Raw genomic sequence first — 22,291 nt, forward strand, 5'->3', positions numbered from 1 at the left:
AGCGGATGTCGTGGATCCGCCGTCAACCTTGAACTCCGTATCAGCCGCGTTCCAGCGCCAAAGCCACGCCCTGACCGCCGCCGATGCATAAGGTCGCCAGACCTTTTTTCGCATCGCGCTTGAGCATTTCGTGCAGCAATGTCACCAGCACGCGGCAACCTGATGCGCCGATCGGGTGACCGAGGGCGATGGCGCCACCGTTGACGTTGACCTTGTCCAGATCCCATTGCAGATCTTTGGCCACGGCCAGCGATTGTGCAGCGAACGCCTCGTTGGCTTCGATCAGGTCGAGCTGGTCGATGTTCCAGCCGGCCTTGTCCAGGCAGCGGCGGGTCGCCGATACCGGGCCGATGCCCATGATCGCCGGGTCGACGCCAGCGTTGGCGTAGGCGGCAATCCTGGCCAGAACCGGCAGGCCCAGCGATTTGGCTTTCTCGGCACTCATCAGAATCACAGCAGCGGCACCGTCGTTCAGCGACGAGGCGTTGCCAGCGGTGACGCTGCCGTCCTTTTTGAACGCCGGACGCAATTTCGCCAGAGATTCTGCGCTGGTATCGCCGCGTGGCTGCTCGTCGACCTTGAACGCCACCGGATCGCCTTTGCGCTGCGGGATCAGGATCGGCGTGATTTCATCAACGAAGCGCCCGGCCTCGATCGCAGCGGCAGCTTTCTGCTGGGAAGCGGCAGCGAAGGCGTCCTGCTGTTCGCGGCTGATCTGGTATTTGTCGACCAGATTCTCGGCAGTGATGCCCATGTGGTAATCGTTGAACGCATCCCACAGGCCATCGCTGATCATCGTGTCGACGATTTGCGCGTGGCCCATGCGCAGACCGGTGCGCGCGCCCGGCATGATGTAGTTGGACAGGCTCATGTTCTCCTGACCGCCGGCGATGATCACCTCGGCGTCGCCGCAACGGATCGCCTGCGCGCCCAGGTGCAGAGCCTTGAGGCCCGAACCGCAAACCTTGTTCAGGGTCATGGCCGGTACGGCGTGGGGAAGGCCAGCCTTGATTGCGGCCTGACGTGCCGGGTTCTGCCCGGCGCCAGCGGTGAGCACCTGGCCCATGATCACTTCATCGACCTGCGCCCCGTCGAGGCCGGTCTGCTCGAGCAACTGGCGGATCACCGCCGCGCCCAGGTCTACTGCGGATACATTGGCCAGGGAGCCCTGAAAACTGCCGATCGCGGTACGCGTGGCGGCAACAATGACGACGTCTTGCATGTGCGAATTCCTCACTGGGCAGCGAACTGCATTTCCGGTACGTGATCCGGGACGATCAGTTTACCAGCGGTTTTGGCGACGATTTCCTCGACGCTGACGCCAGGTGCGCGTTCCTTGAGGACAAAAGCGCCATTTTCGATTTCCAGATAGGCGAGGTCGGTCAGCACGCGCTTGATGCAGCCGGCACCGGTCAGCGGCAGGCTGCATTTGGCCAGCAGCTTGGACTCACCGTCCTTCGAGGCGTGGGTCATGATGACAATGATGTTGTCGGCGCCGGCCACCAGATCCATCGCGCCGCCCATGCCCTTGACCAGTTTGCCTGGGATCATCCACGAAGCGATGTTGCCTTCAACGTCGACTTCAAATGCACCAAGCACGGTCAGGTCGACGTGGCCGCCACGGATCATTGCGAAGGATTCGGCGGAATTGAAGATCGACGCGCCGATCCGCGCCGTCACCGTTTGTTTACCGGCGTTGATCATGTCGGCATCGATGGTTTCTTCGGTCGGGAACGGACCCATGCCGAGCAGACCGTTTTCCGATTGCAGCATGACTTCCATGCCATCGGGGATGTAGTTGGCGACCAGGGTCGGAATGCCGATGCCGAGGTTGACGTAGTAGCCGTCCTGCATTTCGCGGGCGACGCGCTGGGCCATTTGTTCGCGGGTAAGTGCCATGTTGTTGTTCTCCGAAGGCCTGAATTATTTGCGGATGGTGCGCTGTTCGATGCGTTTTTCGAACGTGCCGCAAATGACCCGGTCGACGTAGATGCCCGGGGTGTGGATCTGCGTCGGGTCGAGTTCGCCAGGCTCGACGATTTCTTCGACTTCGACCACGGTGATCTTGCCGGCGGTCGCGGCCAGCGGGTTGAAATTCTGCGCGGTGTGACGGTAAACGACGTTACCGAAATGGTCGGCCTTCCAGCCTTTGACGATGGCGAAGTCGCCGGTGATGGACTCTTCCATCAGGTATTTGCGCCCCTTGAACTCACGCACTTCCTTGCCTTCAGCAACCGGGGTGCCAACGCCAGTGGCGGTGAAGAACGCCGGAATGCCGGCGCCGCCTGCGCGCATCTTCTCGGCGAGGGTGCCTTGCGGGGTGAGGATGACTTCGATCTCGCCCTTGAGCAGTTGCTCTTCAAACAGCTTGTTCTCGCCGACGTAGGAGGCGATGACTTTGCTGATCTGGCGGTCGGTGAGCAGCACGCCAAGGCCGAAACCATCGACGCCGCAGTTGTTGGAAACCACGGTGAGGTCACGGGTGCCCTTGCGCTTGATCTCGGCGATCAGGTTTTCCGGGATGCCGCACAGGCCAAAGCCGCCGGCGATGACGGTCATGCCGTCTTCCAGCCCGGCCATCGCTTCCTCGTAGGAATACACACGCTTGTCGAAACCTGCCATAGGCACCTCTTTTATTATTTGCGGGCGGCTGGCTAGCCGAATGACTGGAGTGTCTCTCTGCGGAATATATTTGTTAAGTTGATTTTTAAGGTGGATTGATTGATAAATCTCACTAATACGCGTTCGGCGATGATCGTTCCCACGCTCCGCGTGGGAATGCCTCCAGGGACGCTCCGCGTCCAGTGACGCGGAGCGTCACGGGCTGCATTCCCACGCAGGAGCGTGGGAACGATCAGGGCCATCGCATCACGGCTTGCAGCTTGACGCTTGCAGCTTGCAACTGGAGCAAAGCGACCATGACCATCAAACAGATCCGGGCCTTTCTCGCCGTGGCCCACAGCCTCAGTTTTGCTGTGGCCTGCGAGCGTCTGCATTTGTCGCAATCGGCGCTCAGCCTGACCATCAAGGCGCTGGAAGAGGGCCTGGGAGGGCGTCTGTTCAGCCGCAACACGCGTAATGTCGCGCTGACCCCGGAAGGCGAGTCCCTGCTGCCGCTGGCGCGCCGCTTGATCGCCGACTGGGACAACGCCGAAGACGAAATGCGCCAGCGTTTCAGCCTGCAGCGCGGACGCGTGACGCTGGCGGCGATGCCGTCATTTGCCGGCAATCTGCTGCCGCCGATTCTCAAGAGCTTCCGCGCGCGTTATCCGAACGTCAACGTCACGGTCAACGACGTGATCAACGAGCAAGTGCTGGAAATGGTCCGCGATCGTCAGGTTGAACTCGGTGTGGCGTTCGCGCCGATGCAGAGCACTTCGATGACATTCACGCCTTTGTATGTCGATCGCTTTGTCGCCGTGGTGCCGGCCGATTCAGCGCTGGCCGGTCGCGCCGACATCGATTGGCAGACCTTGCTGGAACAATCGTTCATCACCCTGCAGCGGCCATCGACCGTGCGGGTCATGCTGGAAGAGCATTTGCAGGCGCGCGGAATGAAGTTGCCGGTGGAGTTCGAGAGCCATCAATTGGCGACCGTCGGGCGAATGGTTGCCAGCGGGCTTGGGGTCAGCGCGGTGCCGGCATTGTGCGCGGGGCAGATGCGCGAGCTCGGTGCGCATTGCCTGACCTTGAATGATTCTGTCGAACGGGCGATTGGCGTGTTGACCGAGCCGGGCAATGAACTGTCGGCGGCGGCGCAGGCGTTGTTCGAGATTCTCAAGGCGGAAGATTTGCAGCGCCAGTTCGATTTCCCCCTCACCCCAGAAGCGCGGAAACAGAGCGCCGAACGCTGATTCAGTGTGGGAGCGAGCCTGCTCGCGAAGGACGATAACGCGGTCTAAGCCTTGGCCACGCGCCACAGATACCAGGCCGCGACCGTCCGATAAGGCTTCCACGCCTGGCCAATCTCGATCATCTGTTTGCGCGTCGGCTGCACCTCCAGTCCCTTCAAGCGCCGATATCCCTCACGTACGCCAAAATCATCCGCTGGCAGGATATCCATGCGTTCGACGCTGTAGATCAACAGCATCTCCACGGTCCAGCGGCCGACACCGCGCAAACTGGTCAGGCGTTCGATCAGGGTTTCATCGTCCATCGCCCGTGCAGTCGGGTAATCCGGCACCACGCCGTCCAGCGTCGCCTGGGCGATCCCTTGAATCGTCGCAATCTTGCTCGCGGAAAAGCCACAAGCACGCAGGCGCTCGACCTCGGTAGCCAGAATCTGCTGCGGACGCGGAAACGCCTGGCCGGGGAACAACTCCACCAAACGCCCAAGGATCGCATCGCCGGCCTTGGCGTGCAGTTGCTGATAGGCAATCGCCCGTACCAGCGATTCATAAGGGTCGCGTGCCGGATGTGGCTGATGCAGGCACGGGCCGACGGCGCTGACATGGCGCTGCCAGTCAGTGTCTATCGCGGCCAGAAAAGCGCTGGCCATCTCATACGTGTCAGCCATGTTGCGGTGATACGGACGTACTCATCGAAATCCCTGTTTGCGCGTTGGATCGCATGGCTCAAAAAGCCAATTGTTGAGTCATTTGCAGCGCAGCGTTTTCCAGCCTGAGCAGGAATGCCTTGCGCGGTTGTCCGCCACCATAACCGGTCAGCGAGCCGTCTGCGCCGATCACTCGGTGGCACGGCACCACAATCGACAACCGATTGTGCCCGTTGGCCAGGCCGACCGCACGGCTGGCGCCGGGTTTGCCCAAGCCCGCCGCGATGGCGCCGTACGTGCTCGTGCGGCCATAGGGGATTTGCAGCAGCGCCGCCCACACCTCGCGTGCAAAAGCGCTGCCGGGCAGGTGCAGCGGCACGCTGAACTGAGTGAGTTTGCCGGCGAAATAATCCGCCAGTTGCACCTCGATCTGCTGCAAGTGGGCGTTATGCCCCGGTGCAATCGCGTAGCCGTAACGGTTTTGCAGCGCTTCGACTTCTCGGGTCAGCGCCGGTCGATCGAGAAACTCCAACAACACCAGCCCGCGCCGCTCGGCCATGGCGATCATCGGCCCCAACGGCGTGGTCAGGCGGGTGAACAGCAACGGCTCACTGTTCGCCGCACGGCCCGGGGTGATGTGGAAGGACTTCTGAAACGCATCGCGAAAACCGCTGAGCGACTGGTAGCCGGAGTCGAACGCCGCGTGATCGATCGAAGTGCCTTGCCTGATCCCGCCCAGGGCCATGCCGAGGCGCCGTGTGCGCAGCCAGGCGTGGAAGGTCATGCCGAAATGCTGCTTGAACCAGCGCCGCAGTTTCAGCGGTTCGATACCCTCGGCGAGCAATTGCGCATCGCTCCAGCGCCGTTCGGGATCGGCGTCCACCGAGTTGAGCAGGCGCTGCACCCAGTCTGGAGCGATGGCTGCTGCGTCCAGCGGTTTACAGCGCAGGCAGGCGCGGTAGCCGGCGCACAGGCACTCGTCGGCGTGGGCGAAGAATTCGACGTTTTCCGGTTTCGGCTTGCGCGCCGTGCAACTGGGGCGGCAAAAGATCCCGGTGGTTTTCACGGCGGTGAAGAACACGCCTTCATAGGCAGTGTCGCGCTCGAGCATGGCGCGAACCATTTCGGCGTGGGGCGGCAGGACAGCGGCTGGTATGTTCATGGCCAGAGAGTAAATCCGCTTTGTCGATGGCTCCACCGAAAAATCGACAGTGAATTTTTTCCCTTGTGCAGCACAATGGGCGGGTCGCCGCTTTCGAGGAAGCCAACCCATGCATCCGTTTTCCATTCAGCGCATCGATCACATCGTTCTGCGCGTCGCCGACCTGCAACGCAGCATCGATTTCTACGCCAAGGTGTTCGGCGCCGAAGTGGTCAGGCATAACCAGCCGCTGGGGCTGGTGCACCTGCGGGCCGGTACGTCGATGATCGATCTCGTCGATTTGGCGGGCGAACTCGGGCGCAAGGGCGGCGGCGCCGCTGATGCGCACAAGCGCAACGTCGATCACTTCTGTCTGCGCATAGAACCGTTCGACGAAGCCGCGCTCATCGCCCATCTGCAATCGTTCGGGCTGACCGTTGAACAAGCCGCCAGGCGTTTTGGCGCCGAGGGTTACGGCTTGTCGCTTTACTGTTTCGACCCGGACGGCAATCAGGTCGAACTCAAAGGCCCGTCCGAGAGCGATCAGCCAGCGGTTTCCTGAAGCAGCAGCTCGGCCACTTGCCCGAGGGCCGAACGGCCGTTTTGCGGTTGTTCAGAGGCCAGATTGAACAGCGCCAGTTGCCGATCGGCGCTGGTGCCGCGGTCGATGATCGCCCGGGCACGTTCGAACAACTGCGCCGCGCCCAATACCTGTGCCGTTTCGGCAAAACGCTGCTCGGCCAGTTCCAGCCATTGCGCGAGCGAACAGTCGCCGTCGATGCCTTCGACCAAAAAGCGCGCATGAATCCCCTGATGTTTGGCCCGCCAGCGATTTTCCTCCAGCATCGAACGCGCCGTCTGGTCGTACAGCAATCCGGGCCGTCGCTGTGCACTGGCATGGGCCACCAATACCCGGAAAAACGCCGCCAGGGTCAGCGCATCGTCGACCCGAGGGCAGGCGTCGGTCATGCGCAGTTCCAGGGTCGGAAAACGCGCGGCCGGGCGCACGCCCCACCAACACTCGCCGGGCTGGCTGATCGCGCCGATACGCATGAGCAACGCCAAGTGTTCGTCGTAATGGCGCTGATCGGCAAACAGCGGCGGGATGCCCATGCGTGGCCACTCGTCACACGCGGTCTGCCGATAGCTCATGAAACCGCTGGCGGCGCCATCCCAGATCGGCGACGAACAGCTCAGCGCCAACAGCAGCGGCGTCCAGGGCAGCACTTCGTTCATCACAGCGATGCGATCCAGCGGCTCGACCACCTCGACGTGCACATGAAGGCCTGACAGCACGCTGCGGCGGGCGACATGGCCGTAGCGTTCGAACAGATACTGGAAATGTTCCTCGTCGGTCGGAACCTGCTCGCGCCAGTCGGCCAGCGGATGACTGCCGGCGCTGAGCATGCCCAGAGCAAATGGCTCCAGGGCCGCGCGCAAGGCCTGACGGCTGCCACGCAGAAAATCACTGGCGTGTTCGAAATCGCTGAATACCGGCGAAGCCACTTCGATCTGGCCCTGAAACATCTCCGTGGCAAACCACACACCCAGCGCCGCCCGGCAAGCCTCGATGGCCTGTGGCGGCGGACTGCCGATCATGCGCAGGCTCTGCAGGTCAGTGAGGAAGTACTCTTCCTCAATGCCGAATCGCGGGTGGCTCATGACGGTGCTCGAGCAAGTGTTTCTCTTGAGAACCGTCCGCCGTTGCGGTGGTTCACGCCAGGCGACCAGTGCCCCGCGAATGCACCGTTGGTCTTGTCCATTGCACTTGAGCGGCCAAGGCGTTTCCAAACAAGTCCGATCAACGTGTTCTGGAGGCAGACATGAGCAACCCATCCAGCAATGACAAAGCGCTTAACCAAACCGTCAATGCCAACGACGACGGCTTCGCCATCGGCACGGCCGGGCGCGATGAAGACCCCAACGCCACCACCGACTGGGACGTTAGTCGCGATAACGAAGATGTCATGACGCCGGACGATACTCGCGGTCTGCCCGGTTATCCCGGCGCCGAAAAAAACAACCCATTGAAACCCGTTGCCGACAACAGCGTACCGGCTAACGGCGATCCATCGGTGCAGAACGAAGGCGCTGATTGAGGTGGTCAGCAGTGGCAGGATAATGGCGTCGGTCGAACTTTTCTGATCCGGCGCCACTCTGAACCTGTCATAGGGTCGCAGTTCGACAGAAAAAACGCTTCGGCAGGCAGAAAAAGCTGCGTGGCGTGATAAATTCCCCCCACGTCGAGCCCACCCAGAATGGCCCCTGCCGGGTCCCACCAAGAGCGATCTACATGCAAGCAAAGGCCCGTGAGGTTTATGTGCCACCGGTGCTGCAAGATCTGCGGGCCGGCACAGCCGAACTGCACATCGCACTGGAAAAACGCCTTCCTTTTTTTACCGATACCCTCGATACCCCCGCATTCGAGCGCTTGATGGCGGCCTATTACGGTTTTTATCAGCCGCTGGAACGGGCGTTGCTCGCCAGTGGCGCTGTCCCGGATGATTTCGATCTGACGCCTCGTTTGAAGGCCGAGATTTTGCACGCCGACCTGCGCGCACTGGGCGCGACGACCAATGATTTGCCGCTGTGCGAGGACTTGCCGGTGATCGACTCCAGCGCCGCCAGTCTCGGCGTTTTGTACGTGCTCGAAGGCGCGACCCTCGGCGGGCAGATCCTGCGTCGGGAGATCGCCGCGCGGCTGAATCTGGACGCCGACAATGGCGCTGCCTTCCTCGATGTCTACGGCGCGGCCACCGGGCGGCGCTGGCGCGAGTTCATCGAATACCTGAGCAACCGGCCCATGGCGGCCAGCGAACGCGCGGACGTGGTCAGCGCAGCACAAACCACATTCAGCTGTTTCGAGCAGTGGCTCGAGCGCCAGGAGGTACTGGCATGAACCCGCAAGACCCACAAGCCTTTGAAGAACTGCTGGCCAACTGTGCCGACGAGCCGATCCGCTTTCCCGGCGCGATCCAGCCCCATGGTCTGCTGCTGACCCTGACCGAGCCTGCGCTGCAGATCATCCAGGTCAGCGCCAACGTCGAAACCCTGCTGGCCCGCGCGCCCGAATCCTTGATCGGCCAGCCGCTGCACAGCCTGATCGGCGCCGAACATACTGCGCACGTGCTCGAAGCCTTGCAGCAGGCAGCGTTTTCCGAGGCGGCGCCGCTGCGATTCGAGCTCAACGGCACTGAATTCGAAGGTTTGCTGCACCGCCATCAGGGCGTGCTGATTCTCGAGCTGGAAATTCATGTGAAGAATTTCCAGCCGCGCAACGTCGCCGGGGTCAGCACTCACTTGGGTCGCATGCTCCAGCGCCTGCAAGCGGCGACCACGCTGCAGGCCCTGTACGACATCAGCGTCAAGGAAATCCAGGCGATGACCGGTTACGACCGGGTGCTGATCTATCGTTTCGAGGAAGAGGGCCACGGTCAGGTCATCGCCGAAGCGTCCGACCCATCGATGGAAGTGTTCAATGGCCTGTTCTTCCCGGCTTCGGACATTCCCGAGCAGGCGCGCGAGCTGTACCGCACCAATTGGCTGCGGATCATCCCCAACGCCGATTATCAGCCGGTGCCACTGGTGCCAAAACTGCGCCCGGACACGCAGACGCCGCTGGACCTCAGTTTCGCCACGCTGCGCAGCGTCTCGCCGATTCACTGCCAGTACATGAAGAACATGGGCGTGCTGTCGTCGATGAGCATTTCCCTGCTCAAGGGCGACAAGCTCTGGGGCCTGATCAGCTGCGGCAATCGCCAGCCGCTGCACGTGCCGCATGAATTGCGCATGGCTTGCCAGACCATCGGCCAGGTCCTGTCGTTGCAGATCAGTGCCATGGAAACCCTTGAACTGACCCGCCAGCGCGAAGAGAAGGTCGAAGCGCTGGCGCGGCTTAATCAGGCGATGGTCGATTCGCCGCAAAATGTTTTCGACGGCCTCGCCCAGCAGCCTGCAACATTGATGGCTCTGGTCAATGCCGGCGGCATCGCGATCATCGAAGACAAGCAGTTGCACCGTTACGGCAACTGCCCTGAACCGGAAGAAATTCGCGCGCTGCACAAGTGGTTGCAGGCGCGCGGCGAGCCGGTGTTCGCCAGCCATCACCTGTCCAGCGTTTACCCACCTGCGGCGCAGTATCAGTCGGTAGCCAGTGGTGTGCTTGCCATGAGCCTGCCGAAACCGGTGGACAACGGCGTGCTGTGGTTCCGTCCGGAAGTGAAGGAAAACATCAACTGGAGCGGCGACCCGCGCAAGCCGCTGGACCTGGAAAACTCCGATGCCGGGATGCGCCTGCGTCCGCGTACCTCGTTCGAAATCTGGAAAGTCGAGATGGCCGGGATTTCCACCAAGTGGAGCCACGGTGACCGGTTCGCCGCCAACGATCTGCGCCGTTCGGCGCTGGAAAACGATCTGGCCCGTCAGGTACGTCGTGAACAGGAGGCGGTGCAGGCGCGCGATGATCTGGTAGCGGTGGTTTCCCATGACCTGCGCAACCCGATGACGGTGATTTCCATGCTCTGCGGCATGATGCAAAAAACCTTCAGTTCGGAAGGTGCGCACACCTCACGGCGCATCTCCACTGCAATCGACACCATGCAGCAGGCCACGGCGCGGATGAACACGTTGCTGGAAGACCTGCTCGATACCTCGAAAATCGATGCCGGGCGTTACTCCATCACCCCGCAGGCGCTGGAGGTCGGGCACATCTTTGAAGAGGCACAAGCGTTGCTGTCGCCGCTGGCCCATGACAAGGACATCAGCATTTCCTTCCAGGCCGATCCTGACCTGCGCATCCACGCCGACCCCGAGCGGCTGTTTCAGGTGCTGTCGAATCTGGTGGGCAACGCCATCAAATTCACCCCGCGCATGGGCACCGTGGGCGTGCACGCCAAATCGGTGGGCGACGAGATCGTGTTTATCGTGCGTGACAGTGGCGAAGGCATTCCCAAGGAGCACTTGCCGCATGTGTTCGATCGTTACTGGACGATAAAGGAAGGCAACCCGACCGGCACTGGCCTGGGTTTGTACATCACTCAAGGCATCGTCGAAGCCCATGGCGGCCAGATCGTCGCCGAGAGCGAGCCGGGGCAGGGCAGCGAATTCCGCTTCACCGTGCCGCGCCTGGCCTGAGTGCCGCTGTAGGGGGAGTCTGCTCGCGATGGCGTCAGTCCTGACAAATCTGTTGTGACTGACCGAACGCTTTCGCGAGCAGGCTCGCTCCCACAGGTCTTGTGGGGGGGGGGGCGAGATTTGAGTCCCACGCAAAACCCTGTGGGAGCGAGCCTGCTCGCGAAGACGCCAGCTCAGCCAACACTGGGCTGACTGACCCACCGCTCCCTCAGAAGATTCGCAGCCTCAGGGTCATTTTCTTCAATACCGCAAATCCCCCGCCCGCTACCGTAGCCACCTCGTTCCTCGTTTGAAGCAGGTGTGCAATGAGTCTGATTCTTTCCATGGCGGCGTTTGCCCTCGCCGCATCCATCACCCCGGGGCCGGTCAATATCGTCGCCTTGAGTTCCGGCGCGCAATACGGTTTCCGCGCCAGCCAACGGCACGTGGCCGGGGCGACGCTGGGGTTTGTGCTGTTGCTGGTGCTGATGGGCCTGGGCCTGCATGAAGTCCTGCAACTGTGGCCATTCATGACCCGCGTGGTGCAATGGGCCGGGGTGGCGTTTCTGTTGTTCATGGCCTGGAAACTGGCCAGCGATGACGGCCAACTGAACGCCAGCGATTCCGGCCGCGCGCCGTCGATGCTTTACGGCGCGGTGATGCAGTGGCTCAACCCCAAGGCCTGGCTCGCGTGCGTGGCCGGCATGGGCGCGTTTGTCGCCGACGGCGAGGCGCGGCTGGTCTGGCAGTTTGCGGCGGTGTATCTGGTGATCTGCTATCTGTCGGTGGGCTGCTGGGCCTATGCGGGGACGTTTTTGCGCGGGTATCTGAGCAATGCGGCGGGGATGCGCTGGTTCAATCGGTTGATGGCGTTGTTGCTGGCGGTGAGTGCGCTTTATTTGCTGTTCACTTGATTGGCAGGTCGATTACAAAATCCTTGTGGGAGCGAGCCTGCTCGCGAATGCGGTGGATCAGTCAGTGAAGTGTTGAATGACACACCGCGTTCGCGAGCAGGCTCGCTCCCACAAGGGGGGGCAGGGTTCAAGTTCAAGTACGAAGTCATCCCCGATACTGCCCCGGCGTCGCCGCCAGATGTTGTTTGAACGCTCGCTGAAAATGCGCCTGATCGGCAAACCCGGCCTGGAGCGCGACATCGGCAATCAATTGGCCGCTGCGCAAGCGCTCGCGGGCGAACTGGATGCGCTGGTTGACCACGAACGCATGGGGCGTCATCCCGTAACGCTGCTTGAACGCGCGAATCAGGTACGACGGCGACAGCTGCGCCGCCGCGCAAATCGCTTCGAGGCTCAGCACCTCGGTGCAATGTTCACGGATGAAATCAGCGGCGCGTTCCAGCTTGAAATTTGGTTCGGCAACGGGCTCGTCCGCCGGATTAAGGCGCCCCTGCAAATCACTGAAAAACTCAACCGCTGCGCTGTGTTTCGCCAGTGCCTCCATTTGGTCGTCGAGCAAAACCTCATACAACCCCATCAATTTGCCAAACAGCTCGGCATCGGTCAGATGCGTATCGGAGAACCGTCGAAATTCCAGCTCCTCCGCAAACCCCAGCTGATGCTGCAAATCCGTCAGCCACGGCGTTTCGACATACAACATCACATACGACCAAGGCTGATCATCGATCGGATTGCAGGCATGCACATCGCCGGGATTCATCAGCACCACGGTGCCGGCCGCCACCTCAAACTGCGCTTGCTCATGCACATAGGTGCTGCGCCCGGCGGTGATTGCGCCGATGGAAAAGTGCGCATGGGAATGCCGCGCATAACAGACTTCACGCCCATCCGCGATGGCCCGCGCTTCGATGAAGGGCAGGGCGTCGTCGCGCCAGAAGCGCGGGGCTTTCTCGGGGTTTTTCGCAGCGGCGTGTTTCATCGTGATCGTCCCGGCAGGTCAGCGTCTGAGTGTATTAGCTCTGGCCAGCGAATGCCCGTTGCAGTGCAGCAACATTGGGTTCTTTCATCTGAAACACTCGCCTGCATCGCAGCACCGACTGTTATAGGCTCTGGGGGAGTGACACCACGAGCGCGATGGAGCGAAACCATGACTGCATTTACCGGCGGATGCCTGTGCGGCGATGTGCGTTTTCAAGCCTCTGGCGAGCCTTACCGGGTCGGGCTGTGCCATTGCCTGGACTGTCGCAAGGTCCACGGTGCGCTGTTTCATGCCTCGGCGATTTTTCCTGAGGACGCGGTGACCATCAGCGGTGAAACCCATGAGTATCAAGGGCGGCACTTTTGCCCGCGCTGTGGTTCGTCGGTGTTCAATCGCAGTGGTGATGAGGTTGAGGTGAACCTCGGCGCGCTGGATGCGCCGGATCAGTTGAAGCCGACCTATGAGAGCTGGATTGTGCGGCGTGAATCGTGGCTGCCGGATTTCCCGCTGGCCAGGCATTACCGTGGCGATCGTGAAGGCAAAGGGCGGGCAGAGGGATAGGGGATTGATTCAACTTTCAGCACACCTGCGATTACTGTGGGGGCGAGCCTGCTCGCGATAGCTATCTCAGAGATACGAGTATGCAGCGGATCTACCCTGATCCCTGTGGGAGCTGGCTTGCCAGCGATGGCGGCCTTCCAGCCGACCAGTCTCCGAGGGAAATAACCAATTCCAACTGTGGGAGCGAGCCTGCTCGCGAAGGCGTTGGGTCAGTCAACAGCAAGTGGCTGAACGAACGCTTTCGCGAGCAGGCTCGCTCCCACAATTTGTTTTGTGGTGTCCGCTGCTATGGGTACACCCTCAGTTCTGTTAACCGCGAATAAACGCCAACAAATCCGCATTGATGGTTTCCGCTTGCGTGGTCGGCATGCCATGCGGAAATCCCGGGTACGACTTCAGTGTGCCGTTGGGCAGCAGTTTCGCCGACAACGGTGCGGAGTTGGCGTAAGGCACGATCTGGTCATCCTCGCCGTGCATCACCAACACCGGCACGGTGACTTTTTTCAGGTCTTCGGTGAAGTCAGTCTGCGAGAACGCGACGATGCCGTCGTAATGCGCCTTGGCGCCGCCGATCATGCCCTGGCGCCACCAGTTGGCGATGATCCCTTCCGCCGGCTCGGCGCCCGGGCGGTTGTAACCGTAGAAAGGTCCGCTCGGCACATCGCGATAGAACTGCGCGCGATTCGCCGCCAACTGCGCCTGAAAGCCATCGAAAACCGATTTCGGCAAACCGCCCGGGTTGCTTTCGGTCTGCACCATCAACGGTGGTACGGCGCTGATCAATACCGCTTTGCTGACCTTGTCCTGACCATGCCGGGCGATGTAATGGATCACTTCGCCGCCGCCGGTGGAATGGCCGACGTGCACCACGTTGCTCGTGCCCAGATGATTGACCACCGCCAGCACATCGTCGGCGTAGTGGTCCATGTCGTGGCCATCCCAGACCTGGCTCGAGCGGCCATGTCCGCGTCGATCATGAGCAATCACCCGAAAGCCCTGTGCCAGGAAAAACAGCATCTGCGCGTCCCAGTCATCCGAGCTGAGCGGCCAGCCGTGGTGGAAGTGGATCACCGGCGCGTCGCGCGGCCCCCAGTCCTTGTAGAAGATGTCGACGCCGTCTCGAGTGGTGACAAAGCCCATATTCGTTACTCCTGACCTGTGATGGACAACCGCGAGGTTCGCGGGCCGGTTGCGCAGAGATACGACGACTCAGTGCGAGCCGTTATCAACTGTAGGAGCAATGCCGGGGTCTGCATGACCGCTGGTCACAACGTCTGGCTTGCTGCGCAATTTAGGCTTTGCTGAAAGGGATAAGCGCGGGCGTCCGTAGGTTTTTGCGACCACAGCGACGCCCCTTTGCAATACGTGAGTCTGAGGAAATCACCCGATGCTGACCCTGAATATCAATGGCAAGGATCAGGAGCTCGATGTCCCCGCCGACATGCCGCTGCTCTGGGTTCTGCGCGACGTCGCGCACCTGACCGGGACCAAGTTCGGCTGCGGCATGGCCCAGTGCGGCGCCTGCACCGTGCACGTCGACGGCGCGCCATTACGCTCCTGTATCACCCCGGCGACTGCCGTTGCCCATGGACAGAAAATCCTCACCATCGAGGGCTTGTCCACCGATGGCTCGCACCCGGTGCAGCAGGCCTGGGCCGAGCTGGACGTGGTGCAGTGCGGTTATTGCCAGTCCGGGCAGATCATGTCCGCCGCCGCATTGCTGGCGAAAATTCCCAAACCCACCGACAGCGATATCGATCAGGCGCTCTCCGGCAATATCTGCCGCTGCGGCACCTATCCGCGCATTCGCGCTGCGGTCAAACGCGCCGCCGAAATCGGCTGATTCATTCTGTGGGAGATGAACGATGAACAGTCCCGTATCGCGTCGCGGGTTTCTCAAGGGCAGCGCACTGTTAAGCGGCGGCCTGATGGTGGCGTTTGTGGTGCCCGGGGCCAACCGCTTTGCCCGGGCGGCAGAACATCAGAACAAGACCTTCGCGCCCAACGCGTTCCTGCGCATCGCGGCGGACAACAGCGTCACCGTGCTGCTCGGCCATTCAGAAATGGGCCAGGGCATCTGGACCGGCCTGACCATGCTGATCGCCGAGGAGCTGGACGCCGACTGGTCGAAAATCCGCGTCGAGCACTCGCCAGCCTCGGCGGCGGATTACGGCTTGCCGGCATTTGGCGGCATGCAGATCACCGGTGGCTCGACCTCGACCTGGATGGAATTCGACCGTTATCGACTCGCCGGAGCGACGGCGCGGCAGATGCTGGTGGAAGCGGCGGCGAAACGTTTCGAAGTCGCGCCCTCGGCGATTCGCACGGAGTCCGGCGTGGTCATCGCCGGAGACAAACGCGCGACCTACGGCGAACTGGCCGATGCCGCCGGGCAACTGCCGGTGCCTGACCCGAAAACCATCACTTTCAAGGAAACCAAGGACTGGAAAGTCATCGGCAAACCAACCAAGCGTCTCGACACCCCGGAGAAGATCACCGGCCGCGCCAGATTCGGCATGGACGTGCAGTTCGAGGGGCTGATGACCGCGATGGTCGCCCGCGCGCCGGTGTTTGGCGCCACGGTGAAATCCTTCGAAGGCGCCGCAGCGCTGGCCATTCCCGGCGTGCACAAGGTGGTGCAGGTGCCCAGCGGCGTGGCGGTGGTGGCCGAGCATTTCTGGGCGGCGAAGCTGGGCCGTGATGCGCTGAAGGTCGATTGGGACCTGGGGCCGTTGGCCGACATGAGCAGTGAAAAGCTGCTGGAGAGTTTCCGCAAACTGGCAGCGACGCCGGGCACTTCCGCCACTCAGGCGGGGGACGCCAAGGCCAATTTCGGCAAAGCCGCGAAGAAAATCGAGGTCGAATACAGCGTGCCGTATCTGGCCCACGCGCCGATGGAGCCGCTCAATTGCACGGTGAAAATCAGCGCCGGCAAATGCGAAATCTGGACTGGCACGCAGTTTCAGACCCTCGACCAAATGGTCGCCAGCAAGATCACCGGGCTCAAGCCCGAGCAGGTCGCAATTCACACGGAATTTCTCGGCGGTGGCTTCGGTCGCCGTGCCAATCCGACTTCGGATTTCGTCGCCGAAGCCGTGCAAGTGGCGAAAGCAGCGGGCTTGCCGGTGAAAACTGTGTGGGCGCGCGAAGATGACATTCGCGGCGGCTACTACCGCTCGATGTATCTGCACAAGGCGCAGGTCGGACTGGGTGCTGATGATTTGCCGATGAGCTGGCAGCATGTGCTGGTCGGTCAGTCGATCATGGCCGGGACGATGCTCGAGGCAGCGATGGTCAAGAACGGCATCGATGCCACCTCGGTCGAGGGCGTGGCCGACAGTCCGTATATCAAGGATCTGCCTCATCATCAGGTCGATCTGCATTCGCCGCAGACCGGCATCAATGTGTTGTGGCTGCGTTCGGTGGGCCATACCCACACGGGTTTCGTCATGGAATCGCTGATCGATGAACTGGCGACGGCGGCGGGCAAGGATCCGGTGGAGTACCGACGAACGCTGCTCAAGGCGCACCCGCGCCACCTCGGCGTGCTCAATCTGGCGGTGGAGAAGGCCAACTGGGGCGCGCCGTTGCCGGACGGGCATGCTCTGGGCGTGGCGGTACACGAGTCGTTCGGCAGCTACGTGGCGCAAGTGGCCGAGGTGTCGCAGGACAATCTGGCGATCCGCGTGCATCGGGTGGTCTGCGCCGTGGACTGCGGCATTGCAGTGAATCCGCAGAGCATCGCCGCGCAGATGGAATCGTGCATTACCTTCGGTCTCGGCATGGCGCTGCATAGCAAGCTGACCGTCAGAGACGGCGGCGTCGTGCAATCCAACTATCACGATTATCAGGTGTTGCGGCTCAACGAAATGCCGGTGGTGGAAGTGCATATCGTCCCCAGCAGCGAAAAACCCGGCGGCATCGGTGAGCCCGGCGTGCCACCGACCGCGCCGGCCGTGGCCAACGCCGTGTTCGCCTTGACCGGGCAACGCCTGCGCGAACTGCCACTGCAACTGTCGGGGGTGTGAGATGAAACGACATCTTGTGTTGGGCACCGTCGTTTTGCTCGGTCTCGGTGGCTACGCCTCGGACCTGTTTGCCGAGGATCAGGAAGCTCTGAAAGCCTTTGGCACGGTGCAGAAAGTCTTTCAGAGCCCGCGCTGCCAGAACTGCCACATTCCCGGCGATTCGCCGTTGCAGTTCGACGCCGGCATCCCCCACGCGATGAATGTGGTGCGCGGCATGGATGGCAAGGGCGCTGCCGGTTTGCCCTGCGCCACCTGCCACGCCGAAAGCAATCCGCCGGCCAGTTATGGCCCCCATGCGCCGCCGGGTGCGCCGCACTGGAGCCTGCCGCCAGCGGCACACAAAATGGCCTGGATCGGCCTGCCCTCGGACAAGCTCTGCGCGATGATCAAGGACCGCGCGAGCAACGGCGATCGGGATTTTGCCGCACTGTTAAAACACGTCAGCGAAGACAAACTGGTGCTCTGGGGCTGGAATCCCGGGGCAGGGCGCGCACCGGTGCCGGTGCCGCACGATATTTTCGTCGCGCAGTTCAAACTCTGGGCCGATGCCGGCGGGCCGTGTCCGGTGGCGCAGATGTGATGCCCCGTCGATTAAGCGCTACGCTGAACGCATGACTGTCTACGGAGTGTGCGCATGCTGGTGCCCGGAAAACCTGCCAATGAAGCTGCACGTATCGACGCGCTGCATGGCCTCAACCTCGACTCAGCGCCGGAGGAGCGCTTTGATCGTCTGACGCGCCTGGCCAAGCGCTTGTTCAACGTGCCGATCGCCCTGGTCACGCTGGTCGACACGGATCGCCAGTGGTTCAAGTCCTGTGTGGGTCTGGATGTCAGCGAGACGTCCCGCGATGTCTCGTTCTGCGGCCATGCGATTTTGCAAAACGAGCTAATGCTGGTGCCCGATGCGCTGGAAGATTTGCGCTTTCATGACAACCCGTTGGTCACTGGCGCACCGAATATTCGCTTTTACGCCGGTTATCCATTGACGGTGCCGGACGGTAACAAAATGGGCACCCTGTGCCTGATTGATACCAAACCTCGCCATCTCGATGACGAAGAGCGCGCGCTGCTGCGTGACCTCGCGGAGATGGCCGAGCAAGAGTTGATGGCGGTGCAGATGGCGAGCATGGATGAGTTGACGCTGCTGTCCAATCGCCGTGGTTTCAAGCAATTGGCCCAGCACGCACTGGACGCCTGCGCACGTTTGAACCGACCGGCGACACTGTTGTTTTTCGATCTCAACGACTTCAAGCAGATCAACGATCTGTACGGCCATGCCGAAGGCGACAGCGCGCTGAAGACCTTCGCCGATGTGTTGCGCATTGCCTTTCGCGAGAGCGATGTGGTCGGGCGCTTGGGCGGTGATGAGTTCGTCGCGTTGCTGACCGGCTCGAGCCACGTTGAAACCACGCGGATCATGGCGCGGCTCAAGGAAATCCTCGAAGAGCGCAACGCCACGCTGCACCGTGGTTATGCGATTCGCTTCAGCGTCGGCCAGATCGAATACGACCCCACACGCCACGAAACCGTTGATCGCCTGCTCGCCGATGCGGATGGCGCGATGTATGCGCACAAACAGGCGTTGAAAGGCTGCTAGCACCGGCACCATCGCTGGCGAGCCAGCTCCCACAGACTCCCTTGAATCCCGTGGGAGCGGGCTTGCCCGCGATTGCGGTGAGTCAGGCAATTTGATGCTGGCTGATGGAATGTCTTCGCGAGCAGGCTCGCTCCCACAGGTTTCGATGGCGCGGAAGATTTTTCAGTTCAGCACCATCTCTGTGGGAGCGAGCCTGCTCGCGAAGGCGTCAGTCGTTCTATCGCCGGATTCGCCAGTGCTCAGCGCTTGGGCGGGCTCAGCTTCTGGTAAAACGCCAGCCATTTCTCGTGACTCGCAGCGGCATCCTCGAGTTCGGGCACGCGCAATGCGTCTTGCAAGGCTTGTGCTTTAAAGGCATCGAACAGATGCCGGACAGCGGTGCTGGCGATGGCGTTGACTGTGTTGGAGGCGAAAGTATCGGGCACGGCGGCGCGCTCCTGTTGCGCCAGGGGGGCGCCCTGAATATCGAGGCGAGTAATGAACGCGTTACAAGTGGCATTCAAGCGAGGCTGGGAGCCGTGCCTGTAGGCTTCGGCGTCGAGGGGCAGCGATTTCGCCGCATCATTTGCCCCCGATGGTTTGAGTAATGCAAGGTCGATATCGCGACGCAGCACCACTTCATTCCTGCCAGTGAAAATCTCGAGGACTCTGTTTGGCCTGCCACGTAGCAGCGCCAATATGCCGAATGGCGCGTTGCTGGCGTCAGCCAGCTTGTCCGTGGCTGCCGATACTGGCCGCAGGGCGAGCAGTTCCAGCTCGTGGTCTTCGATGTCGATTCGCTGCGCGAACGGCAAGCGACAGAACGCTTCCTTGAGAAATGCGCTATGTGCGTCCTTCATTTGCCTCAGGCGTGCGCTCAGTGCCGCATGGAAGTAGGTCGCCACATTGTGCAGTCTGGGCAACGAGGCAAGCATGGGGGCCAGTTGCAACTGTGCATTGCTCGATTGCCATCCCGCCAGCTTCCCTGTCAGCTTGCCGGCGACATGCAATTCGCTCAGCGAGTAATGCGCTGCAGAGGTCTGCGTGTCGGCGTCTGCAACAAACAGCGCCTTCTCCGTGAGGTAGGGGGAATCGCTGAACACCTTGCGCAGATCGGCCAGGGCAACCGTGACGGGAGTGGGCGGTGCCGAGAGGAACGCCCGCCGATAAAGATCGTTCAACAGGCGATTGTGATTGCGGAACAGGACATCGGCCTGCTTCAGCGTCGTGGCGTCATAAACAGTCACCGGAAATTCGGCGTTGCGCTGGATCAGCCCTCTGGCAACCGCCCAGTCAACGACCAGTGAGGCACAGGAATCCTCGCGCAGGAATTTGTAGAAGTGCGTGGGGGCCGGGCCTTTGGTCAGTTGGCTCAGTTGCTCATAGCTCATCAGGCGTGCCACACCCGGCATTTGGCTTTCGATATACAGCACGACCTGCTTCAGCCGTACCCAGCGCGAACAACTCATGTAACAAAGTGATGGCGGAATATGCCGGGTCAGAAACTCCGGCGCTATACCGGACAACAACAGATGGGTGGCCAGCGTCTTGTTTTTGATCGATGCAAGAGCGGGCTGCCGATCAATGAAGCGGCGTACCTCGTCATAGCTGTCGCCCCAGAAATCACGCCCCTCCAGACGTTGCACGACAATACGGTTCAAATCCTCACCCGCGTTCGGCTCCAGGCTGAGAATCAATGCAGCGAGCAACAGGCGATCGCGGTTGGTGGCCAGCAGGCGTTTCTCCTGCGCCGGAGCACCCAGATTCTTCACCAGCAGATTGCCCAGCGTTTGCGCGCGCGGTGTGATCAGGATACGGCTGATCAGGTAGTCGGCTTTTGCCTGGAGCGTTTTGAGCGGCAGATCGGTATCGACATCCTCACTGAGGTAGTCGATCAACGGCGGCGAGTCTACGGGTAAAAACGCCTGTGTGGTGTCGATGATGCTCTGACGCTGTTGCGCCGTGAACCGCTCGGTTTGTGTCCACGGCTGGCCCAGCAGATACCAGTGATTCATATGCCCTGGGCGGGTGTGCAGATTGATTCTGAACCATTTCACCAGCGCGAGGGCTTGCTCGACAGTGTTCGGCAAAAGCAGATTGTAGAAGCGCAGCATTTGCCCAAGGGTGACTTTACCGCTTGAGCGCAGGGCGCCGCCGGCTTTGCTTGCCTTGGCCTTGAGCTGGTCGCGAAAGAGTTTCAGATCAGCCTGTTTTTCCACCTGCGCCGTCAGGGTGACCCAGCCTTTTACGCTGGCGGTACCGACATGACCGGATTCGGTGACGAGCAATTGGCTGTCGGCGGGCAGTCCGTGCTGCTGCAGGATGGCTTGAAAATCCTCATCGGCGCTGAGTATTTGCAATTGACGCTGGCCATACTTCATCCGTCCCGCCAGCGCAGAATCCGGATGGGGCTCGCTGATTTCCTCGTAATCGATTTTGGCCTTGGGCGCTTTGTTCCAGCTCAGCGCTTCAAGGCGTCGCACGATGTGCCGGTTATCTTCCAGAGCGCCAAATTCTTCACGATAACTGCCGATGGGGTCGTTGCTTTGCACGTAATCGCTGACGTAGGGCAGCGCCGGCCAGCTTTGCTGGCGCAGGCGTTGCGCAAGTGCCTTGGCTTCGCGAGCATCTTGCGGCAACGCAAACTCATAGCGGCCCAGAAGCTCGCCCAGTTTGAGGCGCGGCCCTCTGGCCGGCGCGGAAACAGAGGCCGAAGTGAGCGTTACCGGCGAGTCGAGAAAGCCTCGCTGCTCGAAAGGGTCGCTCGCCAGCAGCACTTCATCGATTCGATCGGCGATCGCCCGAAAGTCTTCCAGTTGCGCGTTGCGTTCCTTCACCACCGCCGACGTGCTTTTGCCGTTTTCATCGATGGCCGCCAGACCGGTTTTCTTCAGCTCGGCGAGGATGACTCGGGCCTGAATCTGGTTTTGCGGCTCCGGGTAACCGTAGAACGCCAGCACCACTTGCCGTGGAAACCGATACAGCGGGTTGGCGGATTTACCGCCGATGTAGGGCAGGCCCAGCCCCGCAGGATCGATACGCTGGGAAATCGACAGCAGCATCGGCGCCATCTGCCACCAGCCTGAATCATCTTCCAGGGTGAACGTGCGGACATCGCTGGAGCCGTTGGAGGGTGTCTGCGCTTGCAGGGTATCGCCCTTGATCTGCAGGGTGTCCAGATCGATGTTAAAGCCACTGGCCCAGTCCAGAAATTCGGGGCGTTCGAGGGCGCTCCAGTAAAGCTCCATCCACTCGCGCAGCCGGCATGCACGGGGAACCTCCAGCGTTCGCTCTGGCGCGGTGGCGCTGACCACCGGCACGGCGGTCAATTCTGCAATGAGATTGTGAATCAGCGTCTGTTCATGTACCGGTGTGTCGTCCATCTGCGCCTCCCTGGCGGCTGATAAGCATCGAGCGCCGAGTATCAAAGGCAGGGCAGGGTGGTTGGCGGTACATATGTAGTTGGGCGAGCTTTTCTGCAGGCA

20 protein-coding genes are annotated in these 22,291 nt (G+C 61.3%); 11 read left to right on the forward strand and 9 right to left on the reverse strand.

Annotated elements, in window-relative coordinates:
- Positions 1 to 40: 40 nt before the first annotated feature.
- From KVG87_RS07475 to KVG87_RS07485, 3 genes are read right to left on the reverse strand one after another with little or no spacing between them, the layout of a single operon-like run.
- A complete protein-coding gene (locus tag KVG87_RS07475; protein WP_217849987.1) occupies positions 41 to 1,222 on the reverse strand; it encodes an acetyl-CoA C-acetyltransferase in 1,182 nt (393 codons plus the stop codon).
- An 11-nt stretch (positions 1,223 to 1,233) separates the two neighbouring features.
- A complete protein-coding gene (locus tag KVG87_RS07480; RefSeq protein WP_150742753.1) occupies positions 1,234 to 1,899 on the reverse strand; it encodes a CoA transferase subunit B in 666 nt (221 codons plus the stop codon).
- A 24-nt stretch (positions 1,900 to 1,923) separates the two neighbouring features.
- Positions 1,924 to 2,622: a CoA transferase subunit A gene (locus KVG87_RS07485; protein WP_016774135.1), complete on the reverse strand. Its 699-nt coding sequence runs from the start codon at positions 2,620 to 2,622 to the stop codon at positions 1,924 to 1,926.
- A 296-nt stretch (positions 2,623 to 2,918) separates the two neighbouring features.
- Between KVG87_RS07485 and KVG87_RS07490 the strand changes: the two genes are divergently transcribed.
- Complete coding sequence (locus KVG87_RS07490) at positions 2,919 to 3,854, forward strand: LysR family transcriptional regulator (protein ID WP_076567495.1); 936 nt, start codon at positions 2,919 to 2,921, stop codon at positions 3,852 to 3,854.
- Between the two features lie 44 nt (positions 3,855 to 3,898).
- On the opposite strand, the gene KVG87_RS07495 is transcribed toward KVG87_RS07490, so the two are convergent.
- A complete protein-coding gene (locus KVG87_RS07495; RefSeq protein ID WP_217849989.1) occupies positions 3,899 to 4,516 on the reverse strand; it encodes a DNA-3-methyladenine glycosylase family protein in 618 nt (205 codons plus the stop codon).
- Between the two features lie 58 nt (positions 4,517 to 4,574).
- Positions 4,575 to 5,657 (reverse strand): bifunctional transcriptional activator/DNA repair enzyme AdaA, encoded by a 1,083-nt coding sequence (locus KVG87_RS07500; RefSeq protein ID WP_217849991.1) that lies wholly within the window; start codon positions 5,655 to 5,657, stop codon positions 4,575 to 4,577.
- 109 nt (positions 5,658 to 5,766) lie between these two features.
- On the opposite strand from KVG87_RS07500, the gene KVG87_RS07505 reads away from it, so the two are divergent.
- On the forward strand, positions 5,767 to 6,198 hold the full coding sequence (locus KVG87_RS07505; RefSeq protein ID WP_071171832.1) for a VOC family protein: 432 nt from the start codon (positions 5,767 to 5,769) through the stop codon (positions 6,196 to 6,198).
- On the opposite strand, the gene KVG87_RS07510 is transcribed toward KVG87_RS07505, so the two are convergent.
- Positions 6,180 to 7,298: a carboxylate-amine ligase gene (locus tag KVG87_RS07510; RefSeq protein ID WP_217849993.1), complete on the reverse strand. Its 1,119-nt coding sequence runs from the start codon at positions 7,296 to 7,298 to the stop codon at positions 6,180 to 6,182. The two genes, KVG87_RS07505 and KVG87_RS07510, sit on opposite strands and share 19 nt — an antisense overlap.
- A 161-nt stretch (positions 7,299 to 7,459) precedes the next feature.
- Here KVG87_RS07510 and KVG87_RS07515 point away from each other — a divergent pair, with 161 nt between their 5' ends.
- The 4 genes from KVG87_RS07515 (at position 7,460) to KVG87_RS07530 (ending at position 11,662) form a co-directional block, all read left to right on the forward strand.
- Positions 7,460 to 7,735 carry a hypothetical protein gene (locus KVG87_RS07515; RefSeq protein ID WP_217850487.1) on the forward strand — a complete coding sequence of 92 codons (276 nt, stop codon included), beginning with the start codon at positions 7,460 to 7,462 and terminating at the stop codon, positions 7,733 to 7,735.
- A 194-nt stretch (positions 7,736 to 7,929) separates the two neighbouring features.
- A complete protein-coding gene (locus KVG87_RS07520; RefSeq protein ID WP_217849995.1) occupies positions 7,930 to 8,535 on the forward strand; it encodes a biliverdin-producing heme oxygenase in 606 nt (201 codons plus the stop codon).
- Complete coding sequence (locus tag KVG87_RS07525; protein ID WP_217849997.1) at positions 8,532 to 10,769, forward strand: ATP-binding protein; 2,238 nt, start codon at positions 8,532 to 8,534, stop codon at positions 10,767 to 10,769. Before KVG87_RS07520 ends, KVG87_RS07525 begins: the two co-directional genes overlap by 4 nt.
- Positions 10,770 to 11,074: 305 nt before the next feature.
- On the forward strand, positions 11,075 to 11,662 hold the full coding sequence (locus tag KVG87_RS07530; protein ID WP_217849999.1) for a LysE family translocator: 588 nt from the start codon (positions 11,075 to 11,077) through the stop codon (positions 11,660 to 11,662).
- Positions 11,663 to 11,807: 145 nt separating this feature from the next.
- On the opposite strand, the gene KVG87_RS07535 is transcribed toward KVG87_RS07530, so the two are convergent.
- A complete protein-coding gene (locus tag KVG87_RS07535; RefSeq protein WP_217850002.1) occupies positions 11,808 to 12,641 on the reverse strand; it encodes an AraC family transcriptional regulator in 834 nt (277 codons plus the stop codon).
- A 168-nt stretch (positions 12,642 to 12,809) separates the two neighbouring features.
- On the opposite strand from KVG87_RS07535, the gene KVG87_RS07540 reads away from it, so the two are divergent.
- Positions 12,810 to 13,202 carry a GFA family protein gene (locus tag KVG87_RS07540; RefSeq protein ID WP_024012484.1) on the forward strand — a complete coding sequence of 131 codons (393 nt, stop codon included), beginning with the start codon at positions 12,810 to 12,812 and terminating at the stop codon, positions 13,200 to 13,202.
- A 309-nt stretch (positions 13,203 to 13,511) separates the two neighbouring features.
- Here KVG87_RS07540 and KVG87_RS07545 read toward each other — a convergent pair whose 3' ends face one another.
- Positions 13,512 to 14,342 (reverse strand): alpha/beta fold hydrolase, encoded by an 831-nt coding sequence (locus tag KVG87_RS07545; RefSeq protein WP_122746957.1) that lies wholly within the window; start codon positions 14,340 to 14,342, stop codon positions 13,512 to 13,514.
- A 247-nt stretch (positions 14,343 to 14,589) separates the two neighbouring features.
- Between KVG87_RS07545 and KVG87_RS07550 the strand changes: the two genes are divergently transcribed.
- Genes KVG87_RS07550 through KVG87_RS07565 form a run of 4 tightly spaced genes read left to right on the forward strand, consistent with a single transcriptional unit; the run spans position 14,590 to position 18,827 of the window.
- Complete coding sequence (locus KVG87_RS07550; RefSeq protein WP_010459764.1) at positions 14,590 to 15,045, forward strand: (2Fe-2S)-binding protein; 456 nt, start codon at positions 14,590 to 14,592, stop codon at positions 15,043 to 15,045.
- A gap of 22 nt (positions 15,046 to 15,067) precedes the next feature.
- A complete protein-coding gene (locus KVG87_RS07555) occupies positions 15,068 to 17,230 on the forward strand; it encodes a xanthine dehydrogenase family protein molybdopterin-binding subunit (protein WP_217850004.1) in 2,163 nt (720 codons plus the stop codon).
- 1 nt (position 17,231) lies between these two features.
- The gene (locus KVG87_RS07560; protein WP_016774149.1) at positions 17,232 to 17,810 is read left to right on the forward strand and encodes a hypothetical protein; all 579 of its coding nucleotides are present in this window, start codon (positions 17,232 to 17,234) and stop codon (positions 17,808 to 17,810) included.
- A gap of 54 nt (positions 17,811 to 17,864) precedes the next feature.
- On the forward strand, positions 17,865 to 18,827 hold the full coding sequence (locus tag KVG87_RS07565; RefSeq protein WP_071171843.1) for a sensor domain-containing diguanylate cyclase: 963 nt from the start codon (positions 17,865 to 17,867) through the stop codon (positions 18,825 to 18,827).
- Positions 18,828 to 19,066: 239 nt separating this feature from the next.
- Here the strand turns inward: KVG87_RS07565 and KVG87_RS07570 are convergent, their stop codons facing one another.
- Positions 19,067 to 22,189: a hypothetical protein gene (locus tag KVG87_RS07570; RefSeq protein WP_217850007.1), complete on the reverse strand. Its 3,123-nt coding sequence runs from the start codon at positions 22,187 to 22,189 to the stop codon at positions 19,067 to 19,069.
- Between the last annotated feature and the right edge of the window lie 102 nt (positions 22,190 to 22,291).

This window comes from Pseudomonas siliginis (assembly GCF_019145195.1).
Classification (GTDB): domain Bacteria; phylum Pseudomonadota; class Gammaproteobacteria; order Pseudomonadales; family Pseudomonadaceae; genus Aquipseudomonas; species Aquipseudomonas siliginis.